This is a genomic window from Streptosporangium sp. LJ11 (assembly GCF_051918945.1).
Taxonomy (GTDB): domain Bacteria; phylum Actinomycetota; class Actinomycetes; order Streptosporangiales; family Streptosporangiaceae; genus Streptosporangium.
The window spans coordinates 93224-107671 of sequence record NZ_JBPXMB010000022.1; the positions used below are offsets into that span (position 1 = coordinate 93224).

Sequence of the window (14448 nt, forward strand, 5' to 3'; positions counted from 1 at the left end):
GCAAGACGCGGGTTCGTAGCGGTCGGTAGCGGAGGCGAGGCTCTTCCCGAGGGCCCCGGCCGGGCGGACCGGGAGCGTACCGGGCCCGCCGGAGAGCCCGCAGGCCCGGCGCACGCGGCGATCCAGCCGGCGGCGCGCCGACGCGGCGTCGACAACGATCGCGCGAACCGGTGACAGAATGTAGTCATGCATTCACTCGAAGCGTCAGCGCGAGTCGATCTCGTTCCCCCGCCCCGGCGGGTAGCGTCTGAGAGCGTGTGGCTCACCTGGCGTGCCGCGATGGAGCATGCGCTCTACGGCGAAAGCGGCTTCTATCTCCGGGAGCGCCCCTCCAGCCATTTCCGGACATCGGTCGGCGCCTCCCCCGTCTTCGCCGAGGCCGTGCTGCGCGAGCTGGCCGCGATCGACGAGGCGCTCGGCGGCCCCGGCGTGCTCGACCTGGTCGACATCGGCGCCGGTGAGGGCGAGCTGGCCGCGGGGGTGCTCGCCGCGGCGCCGCCCGCGCTCCGGTCGAGACTGCGGGTGACCGCGGTCGACCTGGCGCCCCGGCCGCCGGCGCTGCCCGAGGAGATCGTCTGGTCGAGGGCCGCGCCGGACGGGATCCACGGGCTGGTGATCGCCAACGAGTGGCTCGACAACGTGCCGGTCGACATCGCGGAGCAGACGGCCGACGGGCCCCGGCTGGTGGTGGTCAACGTCACCGACGGTGAGGAACGGCTCGGCGGCAGGCCCTCCGCGGCGGATCTCGCCTGGCTGGACCGATGGTGGCCGATGCGGGCCATCGGGGAGCGGGCCGAGATCGGCAGGCCGCGCGACAGGGCTTGGGCGTCGGTGATCGTACGGCTGGCGCGCGGCAGGGCGGTCGCGATCGACTACTCCCACTCCCTGGACGACCGGCCGCCGTACGGCACGCTGGCCGGCTATCGGGACGGGGCGATGGTCGCGCCCGTGCCCGACGGCTCGTGCGACATCACCGCCCACGTGGCACTCGACGCCTGCGCGGCCTCCGGCGAGAGCGCCGGAGCCGTCACGACGGCGCTGACCACGCAGCGCGAGGCGTTGCGCGCCCTCGGGATCACCGGAGGCCGCCCGCCGGTCGAGCAGGCCAGGAACGACCCGCGCGGCTACCTGCAGGCCCTCGCGAGGGCCTCGGAGGAGGCGGAGCTCATCGCCGCGAGCGGCCTCGGCGGGTTCGGCTGGCTGTCGCAGAGCCGTCGCTGACCCGCCGAACCGACGTCGTTCCGGTGGGGCCGCGGTCCGGGCGGAGCCGGCGGGGCGCCGCCCGGCCGGCGTGCCCTCGTCGACGGACGGCACGGGCCGGTCACACCCGTGGCCCGTCCGCGTCGTCCGCTCCGGCTGCTTCGTCCGAGGCCGGTTCAGACCCGCACGTCGAGGGAGGTGAGACCCCGGATGACGTAGCCCGGTCCCCAACCGGGCTCGGCGGCGAGTTCCATCTTCGGGGCCCTGCGCAGCAGGGCGCCGAAGGACTCGATCAGCTCGACCCTGGCCAGCGGTGCCCCGAGGCAGAAGTGGATCCCGGCGCCGAAGGAGATGTGCGGGTTGTCGGCCCGGCCCACGTCCAGGCGGGCGGGGTCGGCGAAGACCTCGGGATCGCGGTTGGCCGAGCCGAACAGCAGCGCCACCTCGGTGCCGCGCGGGATGTCGACCCCGCCCACCGAGATGTCCTCCAGCACCCAGCGCTCGAACATCTGCAGCGGGGTGTCCCAGCGCATCAGCTCCTCGACCGCCGTGGGCAGCAGGGCGTGGTCGGCGCGGAGCCGGTCCAGCTCGGCCGGGTTGCGGAACAACGACCACCAGCCGTTGCCGGTGACGTTGACGGTGGCCTCGTGCCCGGCGTTGAGCAGCAGCACGCAGGTGCCGACCAGCTCCTCCTCGGTGAGTCTGTCACCCTCGTCGGCCACCAGGGCGAGCGCGCTGATCAGGTCGTCGCCGGGGTCGGCCCTGCGGGCGCGGGCCAGCTCGACGAGATAGGCGGAGAACTCCTCGGCCGCCCGTACGGCCGTGTGCTGGGCCTCGACCGACGGCTGGAGCTCGTACATGCCGCAGATGTCGGCCGACCAGGGCCGCAGCAGGTGCCGGTCGGCCTCGGGGACGCCGAGCATCTCGGCGATCACGGTGACCGGGAGCGGCTCGGCGACCTCGGCGATCAGGTCTCCGCCGCCGCGCTCGACGAAGTCGTCCACCAGTCGCCCGGCCATCCGGGCGACCTTGGGGCGGAGCGCCTCGACCATGCGGGGGGTGAACGCCTTCGACACCAGCCGCCGGAGCCTGGTGTGCACCGGCGGCTCGACATCGAGCATTCCCGCCCTGATCACCCGCCAGAACGGGTCCTGGAACTCGGGGTCGTCCGGCCTGCCGAACTCCTGGTGCGAGGCCACGTGCAGGTAGGAGCGGCCGAGCCTGCGGTCCCGCAGCAGCGCGTTGACGTCGGCGTGCCTGGCCACCAGCCACTGGCCGGTCGGTTCGAAGAAGCTGACCGGCCGCTCCCGCCTCAGCTCGTCGTAGACGTCATAGGGGTGGGCGACGAATTCCGGATTCCAGGGATCAAAGCGCACGTAAGCATCGTAATCCCCGGTTCAGGATCAGGTCTGCTCGTCCGGCTTCCCCCTCTCGACCGGCTCGTCCGTCCGGCCCGCCGGAACCCCCTGACCCACCGGGGTCCCCGGGGTGTTCGTGCCCTCCGGCGTCTCCGGACCGGCCTCGCCCTCGGTCTCGTAGCGGGAACGCAGCTCGACCGGCCTCCGCCCCGCCTTGCCGCGCATCCGGATGTTCAGCAGCTCCACCAGCAGCGAGAACGCCATCGCGAAGTAGATGTAGCCCTTGGAGATGTGCTGCTCGAACCCCTCGGCGATGAGCACGACGCCGATCAGCACCAGGAAGGACAGGGCGAGCATCTTGATGCTCGGGTGCCGGTCCACGAAGCGGCTGATCGGCCCGGAGGCGACCAGCATCACGATGACCGAGACGATGACGGCCGCGATCATGACGCCCAGCTCGTCGACCATGCCGACCGCGGTGATCACCGAGTCGAGCGAGAAGACGACGTCGAGGATCATGATCTGGATGATCACCGAGGTGAAGGACGAGGCGACCTTGCCCTCGGAGTGGTGGGACTCCCCCTCCAGGCTGCCGTGCATCTCGTGGACGCTCTTGCCCAGCAGGAACAGGCCGCCGAGTATCAGGATCAGGTCGCGCCCCGATATCCCCTGCCCGAAGACCTCGAACATCGGCTCGGTGAGCCTCACCACCCACGACAACGCCAGCAGCAGCAGGAGGCGGCTGAGCAGGGCGACGGCGAGACCGAGCTTGCGGGCCTTGTCGCGCTGCTCGGGCGGGAGCTTGCCCACCAGGATCGAGATGAAGATGATGTTGTCGATTCCCAGGACGATCTCCAGGGCGACAAGGGTGAAGAACCCTATCCATATCTCCGGGTTGGTCACCCAGTCCATTGCTTCCTCCTTCGTCGGCCGACGCCCGAACGCACCGCCGGCCCAGCTGCCTGAGTGCTTCTTCGACTGACTGCCTGGACGACCGGGGGACGCCCGGAGTTCCTTTCCCCTCATCACGCTTCGCTGTCAAATCCGCCGGGCGTTCCCGAGGACGCCCGCCCCGGCTCCGATATCGGGTTGATCACGTTTCGGACTTGCGGGGCACCGCGAGGTGTCGGTTATAGTTCCCCCGTAGGTCATGAGTGCCAGTGACAAGCCCCGGCTCGCTGGCCGGCAACCCTCGCGTCCGCGGCGGGGTGCCCCGGGTGAGGACCTGGTCCGGCACGAGGTGTGCCGGGCAAGCGCGGGCTCCAGGCACCTGTGTCATGGGTTGGGGTCCGATGACCTCGAAGGAGCCCTGGCATGTCCACCCTGACGATCTTCACCCCCGCGAGCCCCGCGATCCCCGCCCCCGTCGCCCCGGCCACCCCCGCCGCTCCGGTGACCGTCCCCGGGACCTACGCGTCCGGTGACCGCCCGATCCCGGCCGTGCTCGGCTCGGACCTGGAGGTCCCGGTCAGGGGCGGCAGGCTCGTCCGCTACGCCAACCTCGACTACGCCGCGAGCGCCCCCTGTCTGGAGCCGGTGAGCGCCGCCGTCGCCGCCGCGCTCCCGGCCTACTCCAGCGTCCACCGCGGCGCCGGGTACGCGTCCCAGCTGACCACGGCCCGCTACGAGCAGGCCAGGCACACGGTGCGCGCCTTCGTCGGCGCCCGTCCCGACGACTCGGTGATCTTCACCCGCAACACCACGGACGCGACCAACCTGCTGGCCCGCAGCCTGCCCGAGGGCACCACCGCCGTGGTCTTCGACACCGAGCACCACGCCTCGCTGCTGCCCTGGGAGCGGGTCGTGCGGCTGGCGGCCCCCGCCTTCCCCGGCGAGGCCGTCCGCGCCGCCGACGACGCCCTCGCCTCGATCGACGGCCCCAAGCTGCTGGTCGTGACCGCCGCCTCCAACGTCACCGGGGAGCTCTGGCCGATCGCCGCGCTGGCCCACATCGCCCACCGCCACGGGGCCCGCGTCCTCGTCGACGCCGCGCAGCTCGTCCCGCACCGCCACTTCAACCTGACGGCTCTCGACCTGGACTACGTGGTCTTCTCCGGCCACAAGCTCTACGCGCCGTTCGGCACCGGCGCGCTGATCGGCCGTTCCGACTGGCTGGCCGAGGCCGAGCCGTACCTGCGGGGCGGCGGCGCGGTGAAGGCCGTGAACGACGACGGCACTGAGTGGCACGACGACCCCGAGGCCCGGCACGAGGCGGGAACCCCGAACGTGCTGGGCGCCGTCGCGCTCGCCGCGGCCTGCGACGCCCTGACCGCCACCGGCTGGACCCCGCTGGTCCGCGAGGAGGAGCGCCTCCTCGAGCGCCTGCGCGCGGGCCTCGCCTCCGTCCCCGGCGTGCACGAGCTGTCCCTGTGGGGCCCGGACCACCCGCGCGTCGGCATCGTCTCCTTCGTGGTGGACGGCTTCACCGCCCGCGAGGTCGCCGAGGCCCTGTCCGGCGACTACGGCATCGGCGTCCGCGACGGCAAGTTCTGCGCCCACCCCTTCGTACGGCACCTGCTGGGCGCCAAGGACGGCGGCTGCGAGGACGTCACCGCCTCCGCCGTCCGCGCCTCCATCGGCATCGGTACCACCTCCGAGCACGTCGACCGGTTGATCGACGCCCTGCGGGATCTTGCCTCGCGCGGCTGACGTGACAGCATGGCCCTATGACTGAAGGCGCGCCCCGCGAGCTGAGCGTGGGAATGGGGGCGGGAGCCGAGGCCGTGCGGGGGGCGCACGGCAAGGAGCTCGCGACCGAGGACATGATCCTCAACATCGGTCCGCAGCACCCGTCCACGCACGGCGTGCTGCGGCTGCGGCTCACCCTGGACGGGGAACGGATCAGCTCGGCCGAGCCGATCGTGGGCTACATGCACCGGGGCGCGGAGAAGCTCTTCGAGGTGCGCGACTACCGGCAGATCATCGTGCTGGCCAACCGGCACGACTGGCTGTCGGCGTTCGCCAACGAGCTGGGCGTCGTGCTCGCGGTGGAGCGGATGCTCGGCATGGAGGTGCCGGTCAGGGCGGTTTGGACGCGCACGCTGATGGCCGAGCTCAACCGGGTGCTCAGCCACCTGATGTTCCTCGGCTCCTACCCGCTGGAGCTCGGCGCGATCACCCCGGTCTTCTACGCGTTCCGGGAGCGCGAGACCCTCCAGGCCGTGATGGAGGAGATCTCCGGCGGGCGCATGCACTACATGTTCAACCGGGTCGGCGGCCTGAAGGAGGAGATCCCCGAGGGGTGGACGGGCCGGGTCGCCCAGGCCGTGGCCGACGTGCGGCGACGGCTGCCCGACATCGAGAACCTGATCGTCGGGAACGAGATCTTCCTCGCCCGCACGCGCGGGGTGGGCGTCCTCGACCGCGAGACGATCATGCAGTACGGCGTGAGCGGCCCCATCGCCCGCGCCTCCGGCGTCGACGTCGACCTGCGCAGGGACGAGCCGTACCTCGCCTACGGCGAGCTGCCGGTGAAGGTCGTCACCCGGTCGGCGGGAGACTGCCACGCCCGCTTCGAAGTGCTGCTGGAACAGGTGAAGGTCTCCCTCGACCTGGCCGACGCCTGCGTGGAACGGCTGCTCGACCTGCCCCCGGGGCCGGTCAACCAGCGCCTGCCCAAGGTGCTGAAGGTTCCCGAGGGCCACACCTACGCCTGGACGGAGAGCCCGCTCGGCCTGAACGGCTACTACCTGGTCTCGCGCGGGGAGAAGACGCCGTGGCGGATGAAGCTCCGCTCGGCCTCCTTCAACAACGTCCAGGTGCTGCGCGAGATGCTCCCCGGCCACCTGGTCGCGGACATGGTGGCCATCCTGGGCTCGATGTTCTTCGTCGTCGGCGACATCGACAAGTGACGAGTAAGGCACGGTTGGAACCGCATGACCGAACCCGGTGAGGATCAGGAGAGGGCGACTCCCCCCGTCTCCTCGGCGCTCCCCACACCTCCCGCACCTCCCGCACCTCCCGCCCCCTCGGTGTTCCCCGCACCCCCCGCCGCTCCCGTTCCGGGAGCCTCCGGGCCCGCCGCGACCGGAACCGCCGGAACTTCCGCCACCGCGACCACCGCGACCTCGGAGCCCGTGCCGCCCGAGGTCCCTCCGGTCGGGGACGGGCCACGGCGGGACCGGTACGTCGACTGGCTGCGCGCGTTCAGCCTGATCGTCGTGGTCGTCTGGCACTGGGCGTTCACGATCCTGCAGTGGGGCCCCGACGGCCCCTCTCCGACGAGCCCGCTGGGCTTCACCTCGGGGCTGTGGATCCTGACGTGGCTGCTGCAGGTGCTGCCGCTCTTCTTCTACGTGGGCGGATACGTCCACCTGCTGTCGTGGAACCGGGCCTGCGAGCGCGGGGTGGGCATCGGCACCTTCGTGTCGCGGCGCATCCGGAGCCTCGCGATCCCCGCGCTGGCGCTGGCCGGAACCTGGATCGTGTTCGGCGCGCTCGTGGCGTGGGCGTTCGGGATCGAGTGGATGGACCGCGTGGTCCTGCTCGTCATCAGCCCCCTCTGGTTCATCGGCGTCTACCTCGTGCTGATCGCCCTGCTCCCGATCTCGCTCTGGCTGCACCGGCACTACGACGTGCTTGCCCTGATCTGGCTGGCTGGCGCGGCGCTCGTCGTCGACGTGCTGCGGCTGCGCTACGGGTACGAGGCCGCGGGCTGGCTCAACATGATCATCGTCTGGGGACTGGCCCACCAGGCGGGTTTCTTCTACGACAGGGTGGTGGCGCTTCCCCGCCGCTTCGACGTCGCCATCCTGTGGACCGGGTTGTTCGCCCTCTTCGGCCTGGTCTACTCGGGCATCTACCCGGGTTCGATGGTGGGCGTTCCCGGCGACAAGCTCTCCAACATGGCGCCGCCCACCTTCGTCATCGTGGCGCTCCTGATCTTCCAGATCGGCCTGGTGGAGGTACTGAGGCCGCCCATGGAACGCCTGCTCGAACGTCCCAGGTGGCAGCGCGTGAACGAGACGGTCAACCGGTTCGCCCTCCCACTGTTCCTGTTCCACACGACCGGCATGGCGATCTGGGTGGCGCTGACCTGGTGGCTGGCGGGCGGCGGGCCCGGCGCCGGGGTGCGGCCGGACCTGTTCTGGTGGCTGGAGCGCCCCCTGGCCGTCGCCGGGGCGCTGGTCTGCACGCTCCCGGTCATCATGCTCTTCGGACGCAAGTGGACGGCGAGACGACGCTAGCGCGACCCCGCGGGAACGAGGCCGGCGCCGCGCCCGGGCGGCGGACGGCCAGGTGGGGCCGGAGCCGGAGCCGGGGCCGGCGCCTCAGCGATCGTCGTCCGCGGAGTCCTTGGGCACCTTGCAGCAGTGCTCCAGGTACAGGGCCGAGCAGATCAGCAGCACGCACACCAGCATCGACCCGCCGGTGATGAAGAAGTCGCGGCGGGGGACCTCCTGCTCCAGCAGCTCCACCGTGTAGAGGGTGAACCCGGCGAAGATCCCGCCGAAGATCGCCCCGCCGTACGCGGAGGCCTTGGCCAGGGCGGCCAGGCGGGCCACGGCCAGGGGCTCGACGGGCTTGGTGTCGGGCTTGCGCTCGATCCTGGCCTTCGTCATCCACCCGCTGTAGAACTCGCCGATCGCCAGCAGCAGCACCGTCGGGATCGCCGTCCACGGCACGGTCGGCAGGTCCGAGTAGAGCGGTCTGAGGAGCGCCCAGGTGAGGATCGCGAACACGAGGAAGATCCCGATGAGGGCACCGGGGCGGGTGGGCTTCACACGGGCCTCTGGAGGGTCAGGTCGGGGCGCGGCCGTACGTAGCCCTGGTCGAGACCGGCCAGCAGGTCGGCCACCCGGCGGCCGGAGAGGGCGGCGCCGGGGTCGGCCCGCACCCAGGGGACCAGCACGAACGCGCGCTCGTGCGCCCTGGGGTGCGGCAGGGTGAGGTCGGGATCGTCCATGACGACGTCCCCCATGGTGATCAGGTCGATGTCCAGGGTGCGCGCTCCCCAGCGCTCCACCCGGACCCTGCCGAAGGCGTTCTCCACACCTTGAGCACGATCGAGGAGCGTCCGGGGTTCCAGCGCGCTCTCGGCGATCACCACCGCGTTGAGATAGGCGCCCTGTTCCGGACCGCCGACCGGGTCGGTCTCGTAGACCGGCGACACCGCGACGAACGTGAGCTCCGGCTTCTCGAACAGGGCGTCGAGCGCGCCCCGCAGGGTGCCGAACCGGTCGCCCAGATTGCTGCCGAGCGCCAGGACCACCCTCATGCCCGGCCCCGGGTGATCGTCACGATCACGTCGTCGAACGGCAGCGGGATCGGCGCGGCGGGCTTGTGCACGCTCACCTCCGCCGCCTGGACGAGCTCGCGGGCCAGGCAGACGTCGGCCAGGCGCTGGGCGAGGGTCTCGATCAGGTCGACCGGCTCGCCTCCCACGACCCGCGCCAGGTCCTCGGCGAGCTCGCCGTAGTGGACGGTCCTGGTGAGGTCGTCACCGGCCGCCGCCGGCGCCGTGTCGAGGAACAGGGTGACGTCGACGACGAACTCCTGGCCGAGCTCCCGCTCCGCCGCCAGCACGCCGTGCCGCCCGCGCACCCGCAGCCCTCTGAGGCTGATCCGGTCGGTGGCCGTCCTGCCGGACTCGCCGGAGGGCAGGCCGTACGCCACGGCCCCGGACGAGCCCAGGACCAGGTTCTCCAGCGGATCCGGCAGCCGGCCGCCGATCGGACCGCCGGCCGGCTCGTCGGCCGGATCTCCGATCAGGTCGTTGACGCCGTCGTCGATCCGCAGGGGCCGTCCCCCGGCCACCGGGTGACCGCCACCCCCGCCGGACCGTTCACCGGTGCGTTCGCTCACGCGGCTTCCTCTTCCTCGTCCTCGTCGTCCCCCTGCAGCACGGGTGAGCCGTGGTGCAGCCAGAGCCGCCACCCCGCCGACGTCCGCACGAAGGTGTTGCTCGCGACCACCTTGCCCGCCGCGAAGCTGGAATCACCTTCGTCGCCCGCGGTGAGGATGTTCTCCTCACAGGTGAGGATGGCGACGTCGCCCAGGACCATGACGCGGACGTCGGTCAGCACGAACTGGATGTAGGGCGTGTTGGCCATGATGAGCGCCCACGAGCGCAGCACCTCCTGCCGGCCGTTCACGATCGGCCAGCCGGGGTGGACGCAGCTCACCTGCTCGCCCTCGATGTCCTCGGCCCAGATCTCGGTCATCCGGTCGAGGTCGGCGTCCTCGATGGCGGTGTAGAACGCCTGGTTGACCGTCTCGACGGCGGTGGTGTCGACGCTCATGATCTCGCTCCCTGAACTGCGGCAGCCACACGGACGGCGTCCGCGTTCGGACGGACGTCGTGCACGCGCACACACCAGGCCCCCGCCTGCGCGGCGAGCGCGGTCACGGCGAGCGTGGCATCGTCACTACGACTGAAAGGGCGCGGCACGCCCTCCGGGTCGGCCAGGAGGCGACCCAGGAAGCGTTTCCGCGAGGCCCCGACGAGCAGCGGGTAACCCAGCTCTCCGAGCCTGTCGATGCCCGCGATCAGCGCCCAGTTGTGTTCGGGGTTCTTGGAGAAGCCCAGCCCCGGGTCGAGCACGATCTGCTCCTCCGACACCCCCTCGGCCAGCACCGAGGCGACCCGCTTGGCGAGCTCCTCGCGCACCTCGGTCACCACGTCGCCGTACACGGCCCTGCGGTCCATGGCGTGGCTGTGCCCCCGCCAGTGCATCACCACGTACGGCACGCCTGAGGCGGCCACGACCCTCGGCATCGCCGGGTCGGCCAGCCCTCCGCTGACGTCGTTGACCAGTTTCGCCCCGGCCCGCACGGCCATCTGGGCGACCTCGGCCCGCATGGTGTCGACGCTGACGGTGACGCCCTCGCGGCTCAGCCCCCGGATGACCGGCTCGACCCTGGCCAGTTCCTCCTCCAGCGGCACCCGCGCGGCGCCGGGCCTGGTGGACTCGCCGCCGACGTCGACGATGTCGGCGCCCTGCTCGACCAGCTCCAGGCCGTGACGCACGGCCACCGCCGGGTCGAACCACCTGCCGCCGTCGGAGAAGGAGTCGGGAGTCACGTTGACCACGCCCATCACGAGGCACCGGCCCGCGTCCGGCAGCCCGGGCACACTCCACGTAGTCATGGCGACAAGCCTAGGCGTTGTGCCCTGTACGCCCGTCTCGTGGGTCCGGCTTGCGCCATAACGAATCCGCACACCCGTCACAGGGCGGACGGTCCTCGGTCGGTGTCCCGCCCGGGACGTCTGGCTGGCATGCGTTCTCCTCCACTCGGAGTCGGCGGCTCCGCGAGACCCTCGGGCGTGGCCGTCTCGATCCGAGAGTCGGAGAGAACCCGATCGGGGCGCCCGGCCCTGCCGGGTGTGGCGATATTAGCCCGACCAAGGTCGGCGTGGGGGCGAAAATCCCGCCAGGGCCGCCGATCGGCGGTCCGGGCGGGGTCACGTCCGTACGGGCTCTCGAAAGCACGCGGGACGGCGATCAGCGGATGATGAGGGCCATCGCCTCGGCGCGGGTCTTGTCGCTGTTGCGGAAGTCCCCGCGCACGGCCGAGGTGATCGTCTTGGCCCCTGGCTTGCGGACCCCTCGCATGGTCATGCAGAGGTGCTCGCACTCGATCACGACGATGACCCCCCGCGGCTCCAGCACGTTCATGAGCGCGTCGGCGATCTGGGAGGTCATCCTCTCCTGCACCTGGGGGCGCCTGGCGTACACGTCGACGAGGCGGGCGAGCTTGGACAGGCCGGTGACCTGCCCTTTCGCGTTCGGGATGTAGCCGACGTGGGCCACGCCGTGGAACGGCACGAGGTGGTGCTCGCAGGTCGAGTAGACCTCGATGTCGCGGACGAGCACCATCTCGTCGTGGTCGACGTCGAAGACCGTGGTCAGGACGTCCTCCGGGGTCTGCCCCAGCCCGGCGAACTGCTCCGCGTAGGCGCGGGCGACGCGGGCGGGGGTGTCCTGGAGCCCGTCGCGGTCGGGATCCTCACCGATGGCGATGAGGATCTCCCGGACCGCGCTTTCCAGCCGGGCCGCGTCGACCTGGAGCGGCTTGGCACCCCCCACGTTCAGTTCACGTCCTTGGGCGAGGCGTCGGGGTGACCCGTCCCCGCCGGAAGGGCGCCGTTGCCACCGGCCGCCTGCTCGCCCGTGGGGAGCGCGCCGTTGCCGGACTGCTCCTTGCGGGACAGGATCGGCGGACGGTTGGAGGGCAGCCGCTTGCCGTAGCCGGAGTAGGAGGGCCTCTTCTCCTTGACGACGACCGGGGCGAAGATCTGCAGCACCTGGTCGCGGGAGAGGGTCTCCTTCTCCATCAGCTCCAGCACCAGGTTGTCGAGCACGTCGCGGTATTCGACGAGGATCTCCCAGGCCTGGTCGTGGCCGGACTCGATGAGGCGGCGGACCTCCTCGTCGATCGTGGAGGCGATCTTCTCGGAGTAGTCGCGCTCGTGGCCCATCTCGCGGCCGAGGAAGACCTCGCCGTTGCCGCTGCCGAACTTGCGGGCGCCGAGCTGCTCGCTCATGCCGTACTCGGTGACCATGCGGCGGGCGATGGAGGTGGCCTTCTCGATGTCGTTGGAGGCGCCGGTGGTGGGCTCGTGGAAGACGAGCTCCTCCGCCGTACGGCCGCCGAGGAGCATCGCGAGCTGGTCCAGCATCTCCGAGCGGGTCGCGAGGAACTTGTCCTCCATCGGCAGCGTCATCGTGTAACCGAGGGCGCGTCCGCGGGACAGGATCGTGATCTTGTGGACCGGGTCGGAGTTGGGCAGCGCGTGCGCGACCAGGGCGTGCCCGCCCTCGTGGTACGCGATGATCTTCTTTTCCTGGTCCGACATGACGCGGGACTTACGCTCGGGGCCGGCCATCACGCGGTCGATGGACTCCTCGAGCAGCTCCATCGTGATCAGCTTCTGGTCGGCCCGCGCGGTGAGCAGCGCGGCCTCGTTGATCACGTTGGCCAGGTCGGCACCGGTGAAACCGGGCGTCCGGCGGGCGATGATGTCGAGGTCGACGCCCTCGGCGAAGGGCTTGCCCCGGCCGTGCACCTTGAGGATGCCCTTGCGGCCCTCCAGGTCGGGACGGTCGACGGTGACCTGGCGGTCGAAACGACCGGGACGCAGCAGCGCCGGGTCGAGGATGTCGGGCCGGTTGGTCGCGGCGATCAGGATCACGCCGCCCTTGACGTCGAAGCCGTCCATCTCGACGAGGAGCTGGTTCAGCGTCTGCTCGCGCTCGTCGTGGCCGCCGCCGAGACCGGCGCCGCGGTGGCGGCCCACCGCGTCGATCTCGTCGATGAAGATGATCGCCGGAGCGTTCGCCTTGGCCTGCTCGAACAGGTCGCGGACCCGGGAGGCGCCGACACCGACGAACATCTCCACGAAGTCGGAACCGGAGATGGAGTAGAACGGCACCCCGGCCTCACCGGCGACGGCCCTGGCGAGCAGGGTCTTTCCGGTTCCGGGCGGGCCGTAGAGCAGGACGCCCTTGGGGATCTTGGCGCCGATCGCCTGGAACTTCGCCGGGGCCTGCAGGAACTCCTTGATCTCCTGGAGCTCCTCGATGGCCTCGTCGGCACCCGCGACGTCGGCGAAGGTGGTCTTCGGGGTGTCCTTGGTGATGAGTTTCGCCTTCGACTTGCCGAAGTTCATCACCCGGGAGCCGCCGCCCTGCATCTGGTTCATGATGAACAGGAAGAACAGCACGATGAGAACGATCGGCAGGAAGCTCACCAGGAGCCCGAGAAGGAAGTTCTCCTTGGGCACGTCGACGTTGTATCCGCCGGGCAGCTTGTTGGCGGCCTCGGCCGTCTGGAGCCTGTCGGCGAGCTGCACGCCCTGGCCCGTCACCCACGAGGAGTAGTAGCGCTTCTTGTCGGTCAGAGTGACCTCGATGCGCTGGTCCTTGTCGATGATCTTGGCGTTGGAGACCTTGCCCTCGTCGATCCAGCTGATGATCTGGGAGGTGTCGCGTCTCTCGAAGTTGCCCTCACCGCCCCACATGGTGGTGACGAGAAGAAGCAGAACGACGATGCCCAGGATCCACAGCAGTGGCCCACGTGTAAATCGCTTGAGATCCATCCGATGCGGAACCCCGGCGGGCCCGTCCCTTCCTGACCAGAGCCTGGCAACCCCGGGCGAACCCGGGGTTCGCGGTATCCCTAACCGCTCCAACTGACTACCCAGAGACGGCGGGAGGCCACCTCTTCGGTTGTCCGAAGGTACACCGGCGTGGCGCGCGGGGTCACCGCGCGGACAGACCGGCTTTGCCCTACCAACGTACGTCAGGTAGGTCCGTGTTCCCCGCCGCTATGGGCAATGTCGCGTTTGTGGACGGCGCACTTCGCGCAGGGCGTACTTTTCAGCCCGCTCCGTATACGTGAGGGGCGAGAGTTCCGATGAAGGGAAGGTTGCGGTAGCGCTCGGCGTAGTCGAGGCCGTAACCGATCACGAACTCGTTGGGGATGTCGAAACCGACGTACTTCACGTCGATCGGCACCTTGACCGCGTCCGGCTTGCGCAGCGCGGCGCAGATCTCCACCGAGGCGGGGTTGCGCGACTTCAGGTTGTGGACCAGCCACGACAGGGTGAGGCCGGAGTCGATGATGTCCTCGACGACCAGCACGTGGCGTCCGGCGATGTCGGTGTCGAGGTCCTTGAGCACGCGCACGACGCCCGACGACCTGGTGCCCGCCCCGTAGGAGGAGACGGCCATCCAGTCCATCTGAACGGGCAGGTGCAGGGCCCTCGCCAGGTCCGCCATCACCATGACCGCGCCCTTGAGCACGCCCACGATCAGCAGGTCCTTGCCCGCGTAGTCCTCGTCGATCCGGCTCGCGAGCTCCTTGATCTTGGCTTGGAGCTCTTCCTCGGGAATGAGGACCTTCGAGAGGTCCCGGCCCATATCGGCTGCGTCCACCTGGGATTTTC

General features: G+C 70.5%; 14 protein-coding genes and 1 riboswitch. Of the genes, 4 read left to right on the forward strand and 10 right to left on the reverse strand.

Going from position 1 to position 14448, the window contains the following annotated elements; all coding sequences use genetic code 11:
* The first annotated feature begins 255 nt into the window (after nt 1-255).
* Nucleotides 256-1221: an SAM-dependent methyltransferase gene (locus ACTOQ3_RS29700; RefSeq protein ID WP_440086736.1), complete on the forward strand. Its 966-nt coding sequence runs from the start codon at nt 256-258 to the stop codon at nt 1219-1221.
* Between the two features lie 155 nt (nt 1222-1376).
* Here the strand turns inward: ACTOQ3_RS29700 and ACTOQ3_RS29705 are convergent, their stop codons facing one another.
* Both ACTOQ3_RS29705 and ACTOQ3_RS29710 read right to left on the reverse strand, forming a co-directional pair.
* Nucleotides 1377-2576, reverse strand: a complete 1200-nt coding sequence (locus ACTOQ3_RS29705; RefSeq protein WP_440086737.1) for a cytochrome P450 — start codon at nt 2574-2576, stop codon at nt 1377-1379.
* 27 nt (nt 2577-2603) lie between these two features.
* Complete coding sequence (locus ACTOQ3_RS29710) at nt 2604-3470, reverse strand: TerC family protein (RefSeq protein WP_440086738.1); 867 nt, start codon at nt 3468-3470, stop codon at nt 2604-2606.
* Nucleotides 3471-3704: 234 nt separating this feature from the next.
* Nucleotides 3705-3820: riboswitch (SAM riboswitch) on the forward strand.
* 52 nt (nt 3821-3872) lie between these two features.
* Here ACTOQ3_RS29710 and ACTOQ3_RS29715 point away from each other — a divergent pair.
* From ACTOQ3_RS29715 to ACTOQ3_RS29725, 3 genes are read left to right on the forward strand one after another with little or no spacing between them, the layout of a single operon-like run.
* Complete coding sequence (locus ACTOQ3_RS29715) at nt 3873-5207, forward strand: aminotransferase class V-fold PLP-dependent enzyme (protein WP_440086739.1); 1335 nt, start codon at nt 3873-3875, stop codon at nt 5205-5207.
* A 17-nt stretch (nt 5208-5224) separates the two neighbouring features.
* Nucleotides 5225-6409, forward strand: a complete 1185-nt coding sequence (locus tag ACTOQ3_RS29720) for an NADH-quinone oxidoreductase subunit D (RefSeq protein ID WP_440071353.1) — start codon at nt 5225-5227, stop codon at nt 6407-6409.
* 24 nt (nt 6410-6433) lie between these two features.
* Nucleotides 6434-7744 (forward strand): acyltransferase family protein, encoded by a 1311-nt coding sequence (locus ACTOQ3_RS29725; RefSeq protein WP_440086740.1) that lies wholly within the window; start codon nt 6434-6436, stop codon nt 7742-7744.
* A gap of 84 nt (nt 7745-7828) precedes the next feature.
* On the opposite strand, the gene ACTOQ3_RS29730 is transcribed toward ACTOQ3_RS29725, so the two are convergent.
* From ACTOQ3_RS29730 to hpt, 8 genes are all read right to left on the reverse strand, one after another.
* Nucleotides 7829-8281 carry a DUF3180 domain-containing protein gene (locus ACTOQ3_RS29730; RefSeq protein ID WP_440086741.1) on the reverse strand — a complete coding sequence of 151 codons (453 nt, stop codon included), beginning with the start codon at nt 8279-8281 and terminating at the stop codon, nt 7829-7831.
* Nucleotides 8278-8775: a 2-amino-4-hydroxy-6-hydroxymethyldihydropteridine diphosphokinase gene (folK, locus tag ACTOQ3_RS29735; RefSeq protein WP_440086742.1), complete on the reverse strand. Its 498-nt coding sequence runs from the start codon at nt 8773-8775 to the stop codon at nt 8278-8280. Before folK ends, ACTOQ3_RS29730 begins: the two co-directional genes overlap by 4 nt.
* The gene (gene folB, locus ACTOQ3_RS29740) at nt 8772-9161 is read right to left on the reverse strand and encodes a dihydroneopterin aldolase (RefSeq protein ID WP_440086833.1); all 390 of its coding nucleotides are present in this window, start codon (nt 9159-9161) and stop codon (nt 8772-8774) included. Before folB ends, folK begins: the two co-directional genes overlap by 4 nt.
* Nucleotides 9162-9358: 197 nt before the next feature.
* Complete coding sequence (locus ACTOQ3_RS29745; RefSeq protein WP_350972537.1) at nt 9359-9799, reverse strand: nuclear transport factor 2 family protein; 441 nt, start codon at nt 9797-9799, stop codon at nt 9359-9361.
* Nucleotides 9796-10647 (reverse strand): dihydropteroate synthase, encoded by an 852-nt coding sequence (gene folP / locus ACTOQ3_RS29750; protein WP_440086743.1) that lies wholly within the window; start codon nt 10645-10647, stop codon nt 9796-9798. The genes ACTOQ3_RS29745 and folP overlap by 4 nt, the downstream gene beginning before the upstream one ends.
* Nucleotides 10648-11002: 355 nt before the next feature.
* Nucleotides 11003-11593, reverse strand: a complete 591-nt coding sequence (gene folE, locus ACTOQ3_RS29755; RefSeq protein ID WP_440071410.1) for a GTP cyclohydrolase I FolE — start codon at nt 11591-11593, stop codon at nt 11003-11005.
* Nucleotides 11590-13599, reverse strand: coding sequence for an ATP-dependent zinc metalloprotease FtsH (gene ftsH / locus ACTOQ3_RS29760; RefSeq protein WP_440086744.1), 2010 nt, complete (start codon nt 13597-13599; stop codon nt 11590-11592). The genes folE and ftsH overlap by 4 nt, the downstream gene beginning before the upstream one ends.
* A 280-nt stretch (nt 13600-13879) precedes the next feature.
* The gene (gene hpt / locus ACTOQ3_RS29765) at nt 13880-14437 is read right to left on the reverse strand and encodes a hypoxanthine phosphoribosyltransferase (protein ID WP_440086745.1); all 558 of its coding nucleotides are present in this window, start codon (nt 14435-14437) and stop codon (nt 13880-13882) included.
* Nucleotides 14438-14448: the final 11 nt, after the last annotated feature.

What these genes read in the sequence shown, in the direction of transcription:
- ACTOQ3_RS29710 (WP_440086738.1), bottom strand. Translation starts at nt 3,470, where the DNA reads ATGGACTGGGTGACCAACCCGGAGATATGGATAGGGTTCTTCACCCTT.
- ACTOQ3_RS29715 (WP_440086739.1), top strand. Translation starts at nt 3,873, where the DNA reads ATGTCCACCCTGACGATCTTCACCCCCGCGAGCCCCGCGATCCCCGCC.
- ACTOQ3_RS29720 (WP_440071353.1), top strand. Translation starts at nt 5,225, where the DNA reads ATGACTGAAGGCGCGCCCCGCGAGCTGAGCGTGGGAATGGGGGCGGGA.
- ACTOQ3_RS29725 (WP_440086740.1), top strand. Translation starts at nt 6,434, where the DNA reads ATGACCGAACCCGGTGAGGATCAGGAGAGGGCGACTCCCCCCGTCTCC.
- folK (WP_440086742.1), bottom strand. Translation starts at nt 8,775, where the DNA reads ATGAGGGTGGTCCTGGCGCTCGGCAGCAATCTGGGCGACCGGTTCGGC.
- ACTOQ3_RS29745 (WP_350972537.1), bottom strand. Translation starts at nt 9,799, where the DNA reads ATGAGCGTCGACACCACCGCCGTCGAGACGGTCAACCAGGCGTTCTAC.
- folP (WP_440086743.1), bottom strand. Translation starts at nt 10,647, where the DNA reads ATGACTACGTGGAGTGTGCCCGGGCTGCCGGACGCGGGCCGGTGCCTC.
- ftsH (WP_440086744.1), bottom strand. Translation starts at nt 13,599, where the DNA reads ATGGATCTCAAGCGATTTACACGTGGGCCACTGCTGTGGATCCTGGGC.